We start from the raw sequence: 15114 nt of genomic DNA, 5'->3' as shown, positions 1-15114 counted from the left end.
GTGCACGGAACCGGTTCGCCGAGTTGGAGCGGGTCTATGAGCGGGTGGTTGGCGCTGAGCACCTCCAGACGCTGGAGACCCGGCGCTCCCTCGCCAAGTGGCAGGGGCATTCGGGGGATATGGACGGCGCCCGGAACCGGCTGGCCGAGCTGGTGACGATCTATGAGCGGGTGGTTGGCGCTGAGCACCTCCAGACGCTGGAGACCCGGCGCCTGCTCGCCTACTGGGTGGGGATGGCGGGGGATGCGGTCGGTGCACGGAACCGGTTCGCCGAGTTGGAGCGGGTCTATGAGCGGGTGGTTGGCGCTGAGCACCTCCAGACGCTGGAGACCCGGCGCTCCCTCGCCTGGTGGGTGGGGGTGGCGGGGGATGAGGAGGCGGCCTGGGTCCGGCTGGCCAAGCTAGCGGTGATCCATGAGCGGACGTTCGGCGTCGAGCACCCCAACACCGTTCGTGCTCGACGTGACATGGACATCTGGGCAGACCGTGCTGGCGTAGGACACGAGCTGACCACTCCCCAAAGGGGGCTGGAGCGCGACTCTACCAATCGGTAACTCGTGGGAAATGGGATGCGTTTTCACAAGTTGGCTGGCTACTCGCACACACCGGGGGTCGATAGCCACCACTTGCAGGCCTCTCGCAGCCAGTCGCTGGTCAGCTGGCTGAAGTTCGCCCGATGGCGCCCTTGCGGCTCGTGCTCGCGCATGGGGATGCGGGGGTCTAGGTGTACTTGGCCGAGATCTTGGTGACACGTGGTCGTAGGTGATTGATCATGAAGAAGACCTCCGGGCGTAGTGGAGTTTGACCGCTTCACCCACGCACGGAGGTCTTGATGGCACACGCTAACGCCCGGCTGACGTTTCACGGCAGATGCTTGCTGGTTCGCCGTGTCGTGTTCGATGGCCGCCCGGTCGCTCATGTCGCCGCAGAGCTGGGCGTCTCGCGCCAATGCGGGCATCGCTGGGTCCGCCGCTTCCGTGAAGAGGGCTGGCAGGGGCTGCGGGAACGGCGCAGCGGACCGCGCCTCAGCCCCTGCCGAACTCCGGCCGAGGTCGAGCAGCGGGTCCTGGCGGCCCGTGCCGAACTGCGCGCCGGCCCGGACCGGCTCGCCCACGCCACCGGGGTACCGGCCAGAACCATCACCCGCATCCTGCGCCGCCACCACGTGCCCGTACTGGCCGACTGTGACCCACTGACCGGCACCCCGATCCGCGCCACCCGCAAGAGCGCCAACCGCTACGAACACCCCGCACCCGGCGACATGATCCACCTGGACGTCAAGAAACTCGGCCGCATCCCCGACGGCGGCGGCCACCGCGCCCACGGCCGCCACCAAGCGGCCCGCGGACGCGGCATCGGCTACGACTACCTGCACACCGCCATCGACGACCACTCCCGCCTGGCCTACATCGAAGTCCTCACCGATGAGAAAGGCACCACCTGCGCCGCCTTCCTGACCCGCGCCGCCGCCTTCTTCCACACCCACGGCATCACCCAGATCGAGCGGGTAATGACCGACAACGCCAAGAACTACCGCACCAGCCACGCCTTCCAGCAAGCCTGCGCCACCCTGGGCGCCCGGCAGAAGTTCACCCGCCCCCACTGCCCCTGGACCAACGGCAAAGCCGAACGCCTCAACCGCACCCTGGCCACCGAATGGGCCTACCGCCGCCCCTACACCAGCAACCAGCACCGCACCAACGCCCTCGGCCCATGGCTGCACTACTACAACACCCAACGACCCCACACAGCTGGTTCTGACGGCGACTCGTGACAGCGTTTGTCGGTCAGCAGCGACAGTGATCGTTAGCGGCAAAAGGTGATGTCGCTGAGAAGTAGCAGCGCGCTCTGGGGCTTGCGGTGGGACGATGAGTGTGCCTCGCAGGGTGAGGGGACGCTGTTGCAACCCAAATCCAAGGTCGAACTGTACGCGGCGATCCGCCGCGATTCCCACGCAGGCCTGGCGAGCAGGGTCTTGCAGCGCAAGTACGGCGTGGGTTCCGCACGATCGAGAAGGCCTTGGCCTCGGTGTGGCCGACACCACGCAAACCGCTGCCGGCCCGGCCCTCCCGGCTGGATACGTTCAAACCGCTGATCGATCAGATGCTGCGGGTGGATCTGGACGCCCCCCGCAAGCAGCGCCACACCGCCAAACGGATCTTCGACCGGCTGCTGGAGGAGCACGACGCCGATGATGTGTCCTACGGCATGGTGCGGGACTATGTCCGCAAGCGACGCCCAGAGATCCGGCTGGAGGCGGGCCGGGCCCCGCCGCAGGTCTTCATCGAGCAGAGCCATCGGCCCGGCGCCGAGGCCGAGGTCGATTTCGGGGATGTGTGGGTCCGCCTTGCCGGCGAACTGACGCGGTGCTACCTGTTCTCCTTCCGCTTGTCGTGGTCGGGCAAGGCCATCCATCGGATGTTCCTGACCTGCTCCCAAGAGGCGTTCTTCGAGGGCCACGTGCACGCGCCCGCGGTCATCTCGCTGACCAGCAAGCGGCTGGCTCAGCTGCCACCCGATACCCGGCCACTGCCGTCGGTGGCCGTCTATGACCAACTGTTGCGCCGCCGCGCCGGCAGTGCCGTGCCCGCGACCGAGGGAGAAGCGCCATGACCACCTACCATCGCCGCGGGATCACCGAGGAGGCGGCTGAGGCCTCGATCTACCAGGCCTGTCAGCGGTTGCGTCTGCCGACCATCCGCAGCACGTTCGTCGAGCTGGCCGCCACCGCCCCGCGCGACCAGATGAGCTACCTCGGCTTCCTGGCCGAGCTGCTCATGTCCGAATGCGACTACCGCGACCGCAAAGCCTCCGAGCGGCGGATCAAAGCGGCCGGCTTCCCGCGGCAGAAGTCCCTGCGCGAGTTCGACTTCGAGGCCAACCCCAACATCGACCCCGCCACGATCAACACGCTGGCCACCAGTGACTGGGTCCGCAAGCACCTGCCACTGTGTCTGATCGGCGACAGCGGCACCGGCAAGTCTCACCTGCTGATCGCGCTGGGCACCGAGGCCGCGATGGCCGGCTTCCGGGTCAGGTACACCCTGGCCGCCAAGCTGGTCAACGAGCTGGTCGAGGCTGCCGACGAGAAAATGCTGACCAAGACCATCGCCCGCTACGGCCGTGTCGACCTCCTTTGTGTCGATGAGCTGGGCTACATAGAGCTCGATCGCCGTGGAGCCGAACTGTTGTTCCAAGTTCTGACCGAAAGGGAGGAGACCAATAGCATCGCAATAGCATCAAATGAGTCGCTTTCGGGATGGACCAAGACATTTACTGAACCCCGGCTCTGCGCGGCCATTGTCGACCGTCTGACCTACGGCGGCAACATCATCGAGACCGGCACCGAGTCCTATCGGTTGGCACGGACCCGGGCCCGCACGGAGGCCTCCACAGCCGAGAAGGCAGCGACCGGCTGACCATTTCGCGCCTTCCTCGCCAAATGCCCATCGGGCCGACCAGAGGAGCAGGTCAAGTTGGAGCGCCCGGAGGCGAAGCCGAGGACGAACGAGCTTGAGCTGCGACGGTGGACGGCCATCATCGGGCGACGAGGAAGAGCCGACCCGACAGCGTCCGTGTGAACACCACAGCACGCGTGACAGGAGCGCTCGGCTGGCGACGAGTTAGTCTTCCGGCAGAGCCTGTTGGAGCCGCATCACAGCCGCTTGGGCGGCGGACTTGGTGAGCGGGGGATCGAACTCGCCGACGTTGCCGTCATGTTCCAACACGATCATGGTTTTCCCCACCCGGATGAACACGATGTCGATCGCGACCATCATCCCCGCCGCCAGTTCGTCGTCCCGCTCCAGATTGCTGTCGGGGAACCCGCTGCGGAACTTGACTGCGGACACGCCGTCTCCAAGCCGACCCATCGACAGCTTGCGGATGATGTCTTGAGAGCCCTGCGTCTTGACCGTGATCTTCCGGCAGTGACGGACCATAGCCTTGGCCGTCCGTTCCAAGGCGGAGATCTTGCCAGAGGTGCCGCTCACGAGGTATTCACTGATCCCCTCCCACCGGTCCGTGTGCTTCAGCCCCGTCGCGGCCTTGGCCCGATAGACCGCAGTGAGGCTCTTGACGGCCATCTCGCAAGCCTTGGTCCGAGTGAAGGCAGGGTTCAATAGGCCTTTGGTGCGGTAATCGCGGTGGGTGAATTCGCTCCCGAGGTCCTCCGGTGCCAGGAGGGCGGCCCTGAGCGGATCGACAGACCCCGGGGTGGGCACGTTCTCGGCCAGGGCGGGACCCGGCACCAGCAGCGATCCAGCCAAGACGGCCGCCAAGAGCAACGAACGCTTAGTGATCATCTCAGCCACTCTAGGCGCATCCTTCTCCGTCCTGGGAGGGGTGCTTCACGACGGTCCCGCAACAATCTGCCTTCATGATCCTCGAGCAGCCGTCACGCCGCACTGCGCTGTTACTTCTGGCCGACATTTCTCACACTCACCCGCACGGAGCGCTGTTCAAACTGACCGACAAACGCTGCTACTCGTCACCGACGTAATCAACCAAGCAGGTGGCCGACCGCGAGTGCACCGCCGAGAACTACCGCGCCCTCGGCGTCTTCCCCGAGACCGTCGCCGACCTGGCGCCGCACCCAGCCCGCAAGCTCACCTCCGCCCAGCGGCGGGTGCTGGCCGCCGCCTTCGCCACCGCAGCCGACGCCGCCGCCCGCCGAAATCCGGGCAGCTTCGTCTACCCGATCGTCAAGAACGAGCCAGGGCTGCGCGGCGGCCGGGTCGCCTTCGGCGACGTCATCGCCCTCGACGACGTGCGCTACGTCCGCGACCTGCCGGTGAACGGCACGGTCACGCTCTCACCGGACGGCCGCGCCACAGCCACCCTCACGGCCGAGACCGGCGGCCACACCCACGACATACGCATGACCTGGACGGCCTTCTCCACAACCCCGACCCTGACCGGCACCTTCGACGACATCCCCATCAACTGACCCGGCCGCTGCCCGAGCCGCTTCCGCCCGGTCACCGGAGCGGCCCCCGGGGTCGACCGCCCGCCCGTCGCCGTCGCTGGCCAGGGTGGCGAGGTCGGTGTAGGCGTGGGCCAGGTCGGTGGTGAGGGCGGACAGCAGAGCGACGTCGTCGGCCAGGCGCTGCCGTACCCGGGCAGACGCTGGGCGGTCTGGGCGAGGCGGCGGCGGGCGCGGTTGGCGGCCTGGCGGCAGCGCATGGTGCAGAAGCGGGCCGGGCGGCCGGTGGCGGCAGGCTGCAGCGGCGTGTCGCACACCGGGCACCGCACGGCGGCCGGGCTGGTGGTGGGGGTCACGGGTTCTCCTGCTCGCGGGCGCGCTCGGCGAGCAGTTGGACCAGCCGGGCGCGTTCGGCGGCGATCACGGCCGGGTCCTCCGCGGTGTCGCCGGGCTGCGGGCCGCGCGTGAGCGCCTGGCCGTGCCGTGGCGGCGTGGGCGTAGCCGTCCGCCGTCCGGTTCGGGGGCGCGGCGGCCGGTGCGTGCGTAGGTGACGCGGGCCAGCCAGCGCCGGTCCATTGCCGGCGTCGGCGCGTCCTCCGGAGACCGGGATATACCGTGGGAACCGGTCGGCCGCGGGCGGGCAAGTATGGGTGTCCCATCTGTGAGCCGAGAGGCCAGAGCATGTCAGAAACGAGCCCCGCCGATTCCGCCGTCATCGCGCGGTCCCGGCAGGAGCCCGAGGTGTTCGCGGAGATCTTCCGCAGACACGCGCCCGAAATCAAGAGGTTCGTCATCCGCCGCCTCGGACTCGACATCGCCGAGGATGTGGTGGCGGAGACCTTTCTGGCCGCCTTCCGCCAGCGCGGCCGCTACGACCTGGCCAGGCACGACGCCCTGCCCTGGCTGTACGGCATCGCCACCAATCTCATCGGCCGCCACCAACGCACCGAGGCCAGGCAGCTGAACCTGCTGGCCCGTACCGGTGTGGACCCGGTCACCGAACCCTTCACCGCGCGCAGCGACGAGCGTCTGAGCGCCCAGGCCGTACAGCGGAGACTGGCCGCCGCGCTGGCCGCCTTGCCCGCCGGGCACCGCGACGTGCTGCTCCTGGTGACCTGGGGCCGCCTCAGTTACACCGAGGCTGCCGAGGCGCTCGGCATCCGCGTCGGCACGGTCCGATCGCGCGTCAGCCGGGCCCGCGCCAAGATCCGCGAGGAACTGGGCGGGACCGATCCCACAGCTCTCGACGTCGAAGAGGTTCGCCATGGATGAGCTGGCTCAGCTCAACAACTTCCGCTCCGAGGTGCCGCCGCAGGAGGACCTGCGCGGCGAGGCGGAGCGTCTGATGGCCGGCATGTCGGCCCCGGCCCGCCCCGACTTTCGCCGCATCGGACTGCGCGCCGCCCTGGCAGGGGGTCTGGCGGCCGTGGCAGGGGTGGCGGTGTTCCTTGTCCAGAGCCGTCCCGCTCCGGTGCCGCCCCCGCCGATGATCCGCACGGTCGCGGCCGTGGAGGTGCTGTCGCGAGCGGCCGCGCACGCCGGCAGCCGTCCGGAGCTGCATCCCAGACCGGGCCAGTTCCTCGTCTACGAGTCGCAGAGCATGGACTCGACCGAGTCGGACGGGCAGATCTGGCTGTCACGTTACAAGCGCAAGATCTGGCTGCCGGTCGAGGGCAGCTCGGTCAACGGCGTCCTGCAGGAGGAGCTCCTGACACCTCTGCCGTATCCGGGGCGCGCACTCCCACCGCAGGCACAGGCGGAGCAGGCGCGGGCGGGCAAGCCCGGCCGTCCGCAGCGGGCGGCCGACTTCGACCACCGCGCCGAGTTCCTGCGCAACGACTACGCCTACGTCAGCAGGCTGCCGACCGACACCGAGGCCATGCGCAGGCACCTCTACACGCAGGTGCCCAACGACGGGTTGCAGGACTACGAGGCGTGGAACCGGGTCGGCGGACTGCTCGCGGAGTCCTATCTGCCCGCCGCGCAGCGGGCGGCGCTCTTCCGCGCGGCGGCCACGATTCCCGGGGTGGTGACGGTGAAGGAGTCGCAGGACGCCGCGGGACGCGAGGGCATAGCTGCGGCGATGGTCTCGCCCAACGGGGTCAGGGAGGAGCACATCTTCGACCGAAAGACCTACGACTATCTCGGCCGCCGAGGGGTGGTCGTAGACGCGAAGCTGGCCGATGCTCCGGTCGGGAGCGTGGTGTCGTCGAGCGCGCAGGTGAAGGTGAGCGTTGCCGACAGCGCACCCCTCGTGGAGGAGACGGCACGACGGGGCTCGGGGTAGACGGCATGGCAGGACCATCTACACCGGCGGACCCGAACCTTCGCCCCTTTCGCTTCATGCGACGGTCTCGCGCAGGATGAGCTGCCGAAATACCCGCGAACGTGAGGATTCTCAGGCCGCTTTCCGTTTAATGCCGAGCGTCCATTTCCCCTCTATAGGGTGATGCCAGGGAATAGCCGCCGCGTCCGAGCCCTGGAGCTGGGACGCAGGCGTCTGAAAAACGCGCTTGGTGCTTCTGGAGTGGCTGATGTCGCGAACGAGGGAGTGGGGCGGATGTCGTCGGTACATGGGTCCCGGTAAGAACCAGCCCTGGCCCAGCGCCCTATGCGTCAGCGCGCTGGCCCGCCCGAGCGGGAACCGGTAGAGCAGGAGCGGGAGATCGGCGGCCGCGGTGGCCATGGCGGTGGTCTGTCGCTCGATCTCGTCGTTGATGTTGGTCAGGCTCGCGCGCCATCCGCTGTCGATGAGCTCGACGGCGGGGACAAGCCCGGCGTTGATCGCCGACTCCAGGTAGTTGCGGGCGCTGGGGAGGCTGACCTTGCGTTCGTCCTCGGGCAGCTCCTCCCACGTGGGGAGGAAGGCGCAGTCGTGGGCGAACTGCTGGCGGGCCTTGGCCAGGGCCAGGACGCGCGGGTCGTCGAGCGGGATCTTCGGTAGCGCCACGTCGGGCTGCTCAGGAGGTGGGCGAGGGGTCAGCGGAGCCGCCCTTGGCGGCCGTGAGGGTCTTGTGGACGACGCCGACCGTGACCTTCACCCCGGCGGCGATGGCGCGGATGGATTCCCCGCGCCGGCGGCGCTCCAGGATCGCGGCGCGTTTGTCGTCATCGACGACGGGTCGGCGGCCGCCGACCTTGCCTTGTTTGCGGGCGGTCTCCAGGCCGTTCCTGGTCTTGCGGACGATGTCGCGGCGCCGGTCCTCGGCCAGGGCGAGGGCCAGGTCGAGGATGAAGGAGCGTTCAGTGTGCTCGCCCGCGGCGATGCCCTCCAGGACCTTGACACCGACGCCCTGCTGGAACAGGTCGTTCAGGACGATCAGCCCTTCGAGGAGGTTGCGGCCGAGCCGGTCGACCTCCTGGACGGTCAGCAGGTCGCCCTCGCGGATGTAGGACAGCGCGGTGGGCAGGTCGGGCCGATCGCGGGTGGCGAGCTTGCCGCTGGCCTTCTCCTCGATGACCTTCAGGCTCGTTAGACGAACGCGCGTTGATCTTGCTGTGACTTGCCCGGTCAATGCTGGGCAGCCATGAAGCACCCCCGATGCACATTGATGAGTTGGTCGGACGATCCTGAATGAAGCGCGACCTGATCGCCGGAGGGCACGACGCCACGCGGCTCGGCTTCGCTTCATGGGTGGTGATCAGTTTGACTGGGCGCGATGAGTTTTGCTCGTGAAAGTGGTCCACCTCAGGACCCTTGTAAAGGCAGGCCGGGAACCACCGGGCCGAGCAATAGTCTGAGGAGGACCCTCATGGGCAAGATCTTCAGCCACATGACGATGTCGTTGGACGGATACATCGCGCAACCGGATGACCAGGTCGGAGAGCTGTTCGACTGGTATGAGGCCGGAGACGTGGTGGTGCCGAACCCGAACGAGGACATCTCGGTCAAGGTCGATGATGCGGGTGCGCAGGCGTGGCGGGAGCTGACCGAGAACACCGGCGCGCTCATCGCCGGCCGCCGCCTGTTCGACATCGCCGGTGGCTGGAACGACAAGCACCCGGCCGGCGCACCCGTGGTCGTGGTCACGCACCGCCCGCCCGCGGATGCCGCCGAGAAGTGGCCGACCACGACGTTCGTCGACGGAGTCGAGGCGGCGATCGATCGGGCGCGGCAGATCGCCGGCGACCGGAACGTCACGATCGCCAGCGCGAACGTGACCCAGCAGGCACTCGCTCTCGGCCTGGTGGACGAGGTGTGCGTCAGCCTCGTACCGGTGCTGTTCGGCGAGGGCATCCCGTACTTCTCCAAGATCGAGGGTGGGCACCTGCTGCTCGACGACCCGATCGTTATCCAGGGCCGGCGTGCCCTGCACCTGCGGTATCCCGTCCGTCGCTAGCCTCTGTCCAGGGCCGGTCGGGGGCGCGAGACTCGACCGGAATCCCCGCGCGCCCCGTTCCGCAGATCGGCTTCAACCCACCGCTGACCTGCGTGGACTAGCTGTTCTGTCCTGAGAGGTTTAGGAACGCGGCGCCAGAGGTGGGAGCGGTAGCAGGAGCCGTTGAGTCGGTCAGGACCCGGGTCACGGTGATGCCGCAGCGGGTGAAGTAGGCGTGGGCGCGCTGCCAGAAGGCGACCGCGCTTTCCCGGGTCTCGTCGGGCAGGATTTCGGTGTAGGTCAGGCGGGAGTGGTCGTCGACGGCGTTGTGCAGGTAGCCGTAGCCGAGGTTGGGATGTCCGTGGCGGGGGCGGAGCTGTTGCGTCCGCCGGGCGGCACCGGTCAGCCCTACCCCTCCCCTGGCAGCATTGTGTAGGGTACGCAGCCATGACGAGTGATCACGGGTCCACGCCGTCCGACGACGGCCACGACCGGTCATCACAGCAGCCCGAGCCTGTCGAACAGGACGCGAGTGCGTACTGGACGCCTCCGCCCCGGCCGGTGACGATCGCTTCGGTCCTGTGGATCTGCCTCGGGTGGATCCTGGCCATCAGCACGGTGTACTACGTTCTCAACCCGCAATCGCCCGCACTGAGCGGGGGCCTGGTTGCCCCGGCCCTGTTGGTGGGGGTCGCGGTGGCCTTCATCGTCCTGGGCAAGCACATGCGGCAGGGGAACATCGCCGCCCGAATCGCGCTGACCGTGCTGGGGGCGATGTCGCTGATCGGCATCTGGACCGTCTTGTTCGTCGTACCAGCCATCGTGTTGCAGTTCCTGCCGGGTAGCAGCGCGTGGTTCCAGGCCGTCAACAGACGCCCGGCCTGACTCCCGGGCGCCGCTCCGACGGGGGCCACAACGTCGCCCGGCGGGACCAGGAGGGGCCACCGAGCCTCCCCGCGCGGGCCGCTCCTACTGCTGCTGGACGAGCCGCTGGCCGCCCTCGACGCCCACACCAGGCTGAAGGTCCGCTTCCGGCTCCGCTCTCATCCTGGCCAGCTACTGGCGGGCCGACGCGGCGCGGGCGCTGGCCAGGCTGGGTGATCAGCGAGGGCGGGGCTGGCGGCGCATGTACATCGCCATCGGAGTCTGGATGCGCCGGGCCGTCGGGCAGAGCCGACATCAGCCCCTCCTCAGCGTCGAGGCCCGTCGACGTCCCAGACAACGCCCAGCCCGGCATCGCTGCCGCCTCCCAGCAGTCGGCAGCGCCGACAGTTCGGGCCCGTCCGGCCCCCGGAGGCGTTTCATACGTCCGTTTCAGCAGCTCAGCCGCGTGCACCGACACATGAAACACCCGAGCACGCAGGTCAGCCCTTGGCAACGGCGGACGTTCACTAGTGCTGTGACCGCATAGGTTCGCCGGGTCGGTCAGCCTGCGCACACGGGTAGGCCCAGCCACCGCGCCTCCAGCGGTTGGATCAGTCGTCCTTGCACATGCCACCACCTCGGCAGACCCTTGCCGTCAGAGGTCTACTCGTCGCGCAAGGTATCGATTTCGGCTGCCAGCACGGCCATGTGGCGCACGTGCGTGTAGTACATGGCCGCGTACGCGTCGTCGATTGCCGGGAGAACCTTCTCCAGAGCCGTCGTGAGTTCCAGCAAACCCGCACGGTGCTGTTCGTTGAGCGGGCCGTTAAGGGCACCGGAGGCGTAGCCGTAGGCATCCGCGTCCAGCAGCACCATCTCCTCACCTTCGATGTTCAGGCCGCGAAAGCCTGGCGGGAACGGCGCGGCCCTATGCTCGGCCATCGACTGCGCGAGCGCGGCGAGCTTCTCTTCGAACATGTGCGAGATCCTGCCAGAGACACACGGACGACCCGGGGACCGATCCGACTTCACCCCGGTGAACCTATGCGGTCACAGCACTAAGGCGTGTTTCATAAGTCGCGGAGCCATTGGTTGATGGCGGCGATGGTGACGGTGGCCTCGAAGCGGACGGCGAGTTTGATGCCCCTATGGATGTCAAGTGCAGGCTGGCGTCTTGATGATCTTATAGATCTCGCGGGCGATGTAGCGTTTGAGACAGCGGAGTGCTGCCCGCCCGGTCCTTTCGACGCCAACGCCTCGGCCCCGGCCGTTCGCCAGATCTTGTGCCAGGCATAGGCCGACTTGCGCGAGACCCGTAACTTCCTTGCCACCAGGGGCGGCGACATGCCCGCGGCAAACAGCCCGGCAGCTTCCAAGCGGATCTGTTCACGCCTGGCTCGCGCCGCCGGGGTCAGACCACCACCATCCGGATAACGCATCCCACCGGCATACTCCCGAACCAGCCGATGAGCACGCAACCACGCCGTGTCACCTCAGGCTTTCATCCTCTGTAGCGGGTGTCTGGCTTGATCGTGGACTCGTTCAAGCGCGGACATAGCTGTTTCCGGCCGAGGTGATTTCGTCGGTGAGGCCGGGCTTCAGTCCTGCATCCTCATGGGAGGCGATGTCAGCAATGGCCTGCGGTGAGGTGCGTACCCCGGGGCTTCGCGTGCGCTTGGAGCAAACCCCGGAGCCGACTGACTGGTTGCTACTCAGCGATGCCGTGTTGCTGCAGACGGGCGATCAATTCGTCCATGCTCTTTGGTTCGAGCCACCCGGCACCTCCGACTCCGAGGGGTTCGCGTCCTCCGACGAGTGATGTTTGACCGGTCGCCCGTTGTGCCGCCAGGCCCGGGTCTTCGAGGACGAGTCCCTGGGGCGGGACGGTCATCAGGCGGGCACCTTTAGGTAGCCTGTCGCCGGATCGCTTGACGGGGCCGCTCAGTGCCTCCTTGGGCAGTTCTCGGGGGTAGGCGAGGATTCTGGTGCCGGAAGGCATGGCCTTCTCGAAGTCGGCGATGGTCTTGTCCGGCTTCCACCGGCCGGCGGGCAGGGAGTCATCGCGAATGACGGCGCCTTGGTCCAGTGCGATATAGGCGATGCCCGGAGCGAGGGAACTGGTGCTCTTGACACCCTTGAGTGGTTGCGTAATGCGAATGCGGAGGATGACGCGGTAGTCGAGAGGGCCGCCTGCATAGGTCTGTGTGGCGGGCCCCTGTTGCCATCCGTCGATCACACCGGCGAGGACGATCGGTCTGTCCGCCGCGAGGGCCTCGGGTGTGTCGTATGCGGGAAAGTCGGATTCCGACACGCGCAGTAGCGAGACGTTGATAGTTCCGATTCGCTCGGCTGCCGCGGCAGGACGTTCTGATTGCGTGGCCTGCGTCGGTCCGGTGCTACAGGCGGTCAGAGACAGGGCTGCGGCCAGCGTCAGGGCGGGGACGAGATAGTGCTTCATGGATGTTCTCCTCTCGTCCGTCATGACCACCACGGATTGGCGTCGTTGATGTGGTGCTGGTTGTAGGTCCAGATCCACGAGGCGGCCGGGTTGTAGCGGTTGGCGATGGCGTTGACTTCGCCGCTGGCCATGCAGTCCTGCGGTTGGCCGGAGGCACCGGGGAATTCCGGGAACTGGGCCAGGGGCGAGTAGTGGTCGAGGCCCGCGGTATGCCCCAGCTCATGGCAGACCGTCTTGATGAACTGGTTATGCGGGTTGGGCGCTGCGTTGATCGTACTGCTGTTGATCTTGGCGAAGCGCTGATCGCAGATCGAGTTGTCGGAGGCGGTTCTGATCTTGCATGGGGCTTCTCCGTAGGAGCCATCCACCCAGATCTTGAACCATGCGACGTCAGTGGCCGGGCTTCCGTCCCCGTTGGAGTTCTGTGTGTCACACGGCGTGTGAAGGGTTACGGCGGGAATGGTGGTGGCGTCTGCGAGATAATTCATCGCGCCGGGAATATAGGACTTGAGTTGGGCATCGACGCTGGTGGTGTAGCAGTAGCTATGGTTGCTTTTGTCGGGCGGGATGCCATCGAACGGCCATGGGTCGGCGTAAGCGGAGCTGGTGGGGAGTATGGCCAGTATGCCGGCGCCTGCGAGGATGGCTAACTTGTGGCCTTTGGGCATTCACTATCCCTCTCTGGTCTTTGGATACTTCACCTAAAGATGATCTTCGTCTGTGGCGTGTTGCAAAACAAGCCTTGACTTCAATCTCCGGCCACGTTGCGTCCCACTGGAATCCCAGGACGCACTGGCTCGATGCCTCCGTAATGATCTTCGCGCTCGGAAGTTCGTCATTCTGCGGCTGTGAGCTTCTTGATCGTCGCGTAGAGCCTCGCGGGCAGTGCGCCTGCCGAAAATTATGTCCGTGCAATTCAAGCTGCATGTGAGTATTCGTGGAGGATTCCGCCGAGCCGGTGGCGTCGGTGGATGTTCAGGTCGAGGATGCGCGCCGGTTCGGTGATCGGGTCGGGGGCGGCGCGGAGTGGAGCCGCCTGGTCGAGGGCTTGATGGGCGCGGTGCTCGTTGTTGAAGCGTTCGTGCTCGCCCAGGGCGTGGCGTAGATGGCGTTCATTCCAGGGCAGGCAGCGGTCCAGGAGTTCGCGGCGTTGTCGCGGCCGAGGTGCTGCAGAGGGCATCGCCACGGGCGGGCACAGCGGGCGCTCCCTGATCCTGGACCTGGTCTTGGCCCACCTACCGCCACCACGGTGCTCCGGATGCTGCGCGAGCACGACCAGGCCGCCGAGGTGGCCGCCCCGGAAGCCACCGCCTGACTCTTCGGCACCGCGCTGCTGCCCTTGCCCGACGAACTGCCCAGGGCGCTGCGCGCTCGACGACTTCTCCAGCCGGTCACCGGCGAGACCTGCAAACGCCCAGCTCGCCACCGCAAAGGCACCAAACCCCGCCGCACCACATAACCGGGCAACACAGCCACCACCCGGAATGTCACGAACGCCGCGAACACGAAGACCAGAACTTGAACGACAAGCTCAGAGCCAGCTGGTGTCCTGAACCAGGGTCTCTAGCTCGTTGATGAGGCGCGTCACGTGGAATCCGTCTGCCACGGCGTGATGTACCTGCGCCGCGACGGGAAGTCGCATACGGCCCTCTCGCTCGATATAGCGACCGAGCGTGAAGATCGGCGACAGGTGGTCCCAGTCATTGTCGATGTTGAGGTTGAGTGCGGTGAAGGACGCCCACGGGACGCTGGAGACGTCGAAGGCGTTAGGGGGCCGGAACCCTTGCGGAACGAATTCGACGGCCTGACTGTGCTTGGCGAGCAGCGGGGCGGCGACATCGTGGAACGCGCCGAAATCGGGGTCGTATTCAGCGAACACGCCCGCGAAAGTCTCGAGTTCGGGGTTGAAGACCGTGAAAGCCGGGTGCACGACGGGCCATACTGCCGGGGCGCCCTCCTCGGTGAGGCACATCTTGAACTCATCGTGCCGGTTGACGATCGTGGCGAGCGCCCAGACCTGCGCGATGTACGACTTGCGCGGTGATTGCCGCAGCGCGGCGGCGAACGCGGTGACGTCGATTTCGAAGGTCATTGAGTATGTGCAGGGAACGCGCCGGAAGTGGCGGAAGTGCTGTTGCCGCGGCCACGTGTCCATGTTGAGGGGTTCAGGGGCATGATCCATGTGATGGATCATGCCAGTGCTATCTCGGCGAGGCTATGGGTTATGACGGTTTGGGATGATGCTTCACTTCATGCGCTAATTTGCGCCTGGTCTTGCCCTGGTTTGGTGGACACCTGATCTCTGAGGAACCCTGGTTCCCTCAAGTAATCGGCGGATGGAGCGATGCTCCCATCAAGCGCGAATGTCCTGGCTCACTTGAACTGATCCGGTGGACCGAAGCGGAGCCGATGCTTCACTCGGCGCGGTCACATGTCCGCGACCGGCAACCTCCAAAGGTCGCCCGCCGCAGGCCACGTCCTGCAGCCGACGCCGAAATCTGTCGTGCACCCGCGAAGACGTCCTCCCGCGGCCGCGGCAAGCCACCGCC

Annotated in this window: 18 protein-coding genes and 1 pseudogene; 10 read left to right on the top strand and 9 right to left on the bottom strand. The window is 66.8% G+C overall.

Annotated elements, in window-relative coordinates:
• From ACIBHY_RS36285 to istB, 4 genes are all read left to right on the top strand, one after another.
• A partial coding sequence (locus ACIBHY_RS36285) for a tetratricopeptide repeat protein (protein WP_397309048.1) occupies positions 1-554 on the top strand: 554 nt, incomplete at its 5' end.
• Positions 555-832: 278 nt separating this feature from the next.
• Positions 833-1774, top strand: a complete 942-nt coding sequence (locus ACIBHY_RS36280; protein WP_397309047.1) for an IS481 family transposase — start codon at positions 833-835, stop codon at positions 1772-1774.
• A gap of 245 nt (positions 1775-2019) precedes the next feature.
• The gene (locus tag ACIBHY_RS36275; protein WP_397309046.1) at positions 2020-2613 is read left to right on the top strand and encodes a hypothetical protein; all 594 of its coding nucleotides are present in this window, start codon (positions 2020-2022) and stop codon (positions 2611-2613) included.
• Positions 2610-3419, top strand: a complete 810-nt coding sequence (gene istB / locus ACIBHY_RS36270; RefSeq protein WP_397309045.1) for an IS21-like element helper ATPase IstB — start codon at positions 2610-2612, stop codon at positions 3417-3419. Before ACIBHY_RS36275 ends, istB begins: the two co-directional genes overlap by 4 nt.
• Positions 3420-3623: 204 nt before the next feature.
• On the opposite strand, the gene ACIBHY_RS36265 is transcribed toward istB, so the two are convergent.
• The gene (locus ACIBHY_RS36265) at positions 3624-4313 is read right to left on the bottom strand and encodes a hypothetical protein (RefSeq protein ID WP_397309044.1); all 690 of its coding nucleotides are present in this window, start codon (positions 4311-4313) and stop codon (positions 3624-3626) included.
• Between the two features lie 200 nt (positions 4314-4513).
• On the opposite strand from ACIBHY_RS36265, the gene ACIBHY_RS36260 reads away from it, so the two are divergent.
• The 3 genes from ACIBHY_RS36260 to ACIBHY_RS36250 all read left to right on the top strand — a co-directional run bounded on the left by ACIBHY_RS36260 (position 4514) and on the right by ACIBHY_RS36250 (position 7211).
• Complete coding sequence (locus ACIBHY_RS36260; protein WP_397309043.1) at positions 4514-4948, top strand: hypothetical protein; 435 nt, start codon at positions 4514-4516, stop codon at positions 4946-4948.
• 657 nt (positions 4949-5605) lie between these two features.
• Positions 5606-6196, top strand: a complete 591-nt coding sequence (locus ACIBHY_RS36255) for an RNA polymerase sigma factor (RefSeq protein WP_397259666.1) — start codon at positions 5606-5608, stop codon at positions 6194-6196.
• Positions 6189-7211 carry a CU044_5270 family protein gene (locus tag ACIBHY_RS36250; protein ID WP_397309042.1) on the top strand — a complete coding sequence of 341 codons (1023 nt, stop codon included), beginning with the start codon at positions 6189-6191 and terminating at the stop codon, positions 7209-7211. The genes ACIBHY_RS36255 and ACIBHY_RS36250 overlap by 8 nt, the downstream gene beginning before the upstream one ends.
• A 111-nt stretch (positions 7212-7322) precedes the next feature.
• Here the strand turns inward: ACIBHY_RS36250 and ACIBHY_RS36245 are convergent, their stop codons facing one another.
• Positions 7323-7874: a hypothetical protein gene (locus ACIBHY_RS36245; protein WP_397254811.1), complete on the bottom strand. Its 552-nt coding sequence runs from the start codon at positions 7872-7874 to the stop codon at positions 7323-7325.
• Between the two features lie 10 nt (positions 7875-7884).
• Positions 7885-8439, bottom strand: a complete 555-nt coding sequence (locus tag ACIBHY_RS36240) for a recombinase family protein (RefSeq protein WP_397254809.1) — start codon at positions 8437-8439, stop codon at positions 7885-7887.
• 237 nt (positions 8440-8676) lie between these two features.
• Between ACIBHY_RS36240 and ACIBHY_RS36235 the strand changes: the two genes are divergently transcribed.
• A complete protein-coding gene (locus tag ACIBHY_RS36235; RefSeq protein ID WP_397309041.1) occupies positions 8677-9264 on the top strand; it encodes a dihydrofolate reductase family protein in 588 nt (195 codons plus the stop codon).
• A 140-nt stretch (positions 9265-9404) separates the two neighbouring features.
• Here the strand turns inward: ACIBHY_RS36235 and ACIBHY_RS36230 are convergent.
• Positions 9405-9589 (bottom strand): annotated as a pseudogene (locus tag ACIBHY_RS36230) (DDE-type integrase/transposase/recombinase); the annotation flags it as partial.
• 101 nt (positions 9590-9690) lie between these two features.
• Here ACIBHY_RS36230 and ACIBHY_RS36225 point away from each other — a divergent pair.
• On the top strand, positions 9691-10128 hold the full coding sequence (locus ACIBHY_RS36225; RefSeq protein ID WP_397309061.1) for a hypothetical protein: 438 nt from the start codon (positions 9691-9693) through the stop codon (positions 10126-10128).
• A gap of 642 nt (positions 10129-10770) precedes the next feature.
• Here the strand turns inward: ACIBHY_RS36225 and ACIBHY_RS36220 are convergent.
• The 4 genes from ACIBHY_RS36220 to ACIBHY_RS36205 all read right to left on the bottom strand — a co-directional run bounded on the left by ACIBHY_RS36220 (position 10771) and on the right by ACIBHY_RS36205 (position 13233).
• A complete protein-coding gene (locus ACIBHY_RS36220; protein ID WP_397254803.1) occupies positions 10771-11085 on the bottom strand; it encodes a hypothetical protein in 315 nt (104 codons plus the stop codon).
• A 92-nt stretch (positions 11086-11177) separates the two neighbouring features.
• Positions 11178-11546, bottom strand: a complete 369-nt coding sequence (locus ACIBHY_RS36215; RefSeq protein ID WP_397309040.1) for a helix-turn-helix domain-containing protein — start codon at positions 11544-11546, stop codon at positions 11178-11180.
• A gap of 269 nt (positions 11547-11815) precedes the next feature.
• Positions 11816-12565, bottom strand: a complete 750-nt coding sequence (locus tag ACIBHY_RS36210) for a hypothetical protein (protein WP_397309039.1) — start codon at positions 12563-12565, stop codon at positions 11816-11818.
• 20 nt (positions 12566-12585) lie between these two features.
• Positions 12586-13233 carry a hypothetical protein gene (locus ACIBHY_RS36205; RefSeq protein ID WP_397309038.1) on the bottom strand — a complete coding sequence of 216 codons (648 nt, stop codon included), beginning with the start codon at positions 13231-13233 and terminating at the stop codon, positions 12586-12588.
• 269 nt (positions 13234-13502) lie between these two features.
• On the opposite strand from ACIBHY_RS36205, the gene ACIBHY_RS36200 reads away from it, so the two are divergent.
• Positions 13503-13670: a hypothetical protein gene (locus ACIBHY_RS36200; RefSeq protein WP_397309037.1), complete on the top strand. Its 168-nt coding sequence runs from the start codon at positions 13503-13505 to the stop codon at positions 13668-13670.
• A 426-nt stretch (positions 13671-14096) separates the two neighbouring features.
• Here the strand turns inward: ACIBHY_RS36200 and ACIBHY_RS36195 are convergent, their stop codons facing one another.
• Entirely contained in the window at positions 14097-14720 is a 624-nt protein-coding gene (locus ACIBHY_RS36195; RefSeq protein WP_397309060.1) for a CatA-like O-acetyltransferase, read from the bottom strand.
• Positions 14721-15114 lie beyond the last annotated feature (394 nt).

The sequence above is a fragment of the Nonomuraea sp. NPDC050547 genome (assembly GCF_044457345.1).
Lineage (GTDB): Bacteria > Actinomycetota > Actinomycetes > Streptosporangiales > Streptosporangiaceae > Nonomuraea.
Note: the sequence above shows the minus strand (reverse complement) of the source record. Positions and strands in the feature narration are given on the sequence as shown.

What these genes read in the sequence shown, in the direction of transcription:
- ACIBHY_RS36250 (WP_397309042.1), top strand. Translation starts at nt 6,189, where the DNA reads ATGGATGAGCTGGCTCAGCTCAACAACTTCCGCTCCGAGGTGCCGCCG.
- ACIBHY_RS36255 (WP_397259666.1), top strand. Translation starts at nt 5,606, where the DNA reads ATGTCAGAAACGAGCCCCGCCGATTCCGCCGTCATCGCGCGGTCCCGG.
- ACIBHY_RS36220 (WP_397254803.1), bottom strand. Translation starts at nt 11,085, where the DNA reads ATGTTCGAAGAGAAGCTCGCCGCGCTCGCGCAGTCGATGGCCGAGCAT.
- ACIBHY_RS36210 (WP_397309039.1), bottom strand. Translation starts at nt 12,565, where the DNA reads ATGAAGCACTATCTCGTCCCCGCCCTGACGCTGGCCGCAGCCCTGTCT.
- ACIBHY_RS36215 (WP_397309040.1), bottom strand. Translation starts at nt 11,546, where the DNA reads ATGCGTTATCCGGATGGTGGTGGTCTGACCCCGGCGGCGCGAGCCAGG.
- ACIBHY_RS36195 (WP_397309060.1), bottom strand. Translation starts at nt 14,720, where the DNA reads ATGGACACGTGGCCGCGGCAACAGCACTTCCGCCACTTCCGGCGCGTT.
- istB (WP_397309045.1), top strand. Translation starts at nt 2,610, where the DNA reads ATGACCACCTACCATCGCCGCGGGATCACCGAGGAGGCGGCTGAGGCC.
- ACIBHY_RS36280 (WP_397309047.1), top strand. Translation starts at nt 833, where the DNA reads ATGGCACACGCTAACGCCCGGCTGACGTTTCACGGCAGATGCTTGCTG.
- ACIBHY_RS36205 (WP_397309038.1), bottom strand. Translation starts at nt 13,233, where the DNA reads ATGCCCAAAGGCCACAAGTTAGCCATCCTCGCAGGCGCCGGCATACTG.
- ACIBHY_RS36225 (WP_397309061.1), top strand. Translation starts at nt 9,691, where the DNA reads ATGACGAGTGATCACGGGTCCACGCCGTCCGACGACGGCCACGACCGG.
- ACIBHY_RS36235 (WP_397309041.1), top strand. Translation starts at nt 8,677, where the DNA reads ATGGGCAAGATCTTCAGCCACATGACGATGTCGTTGGACGGATACATC.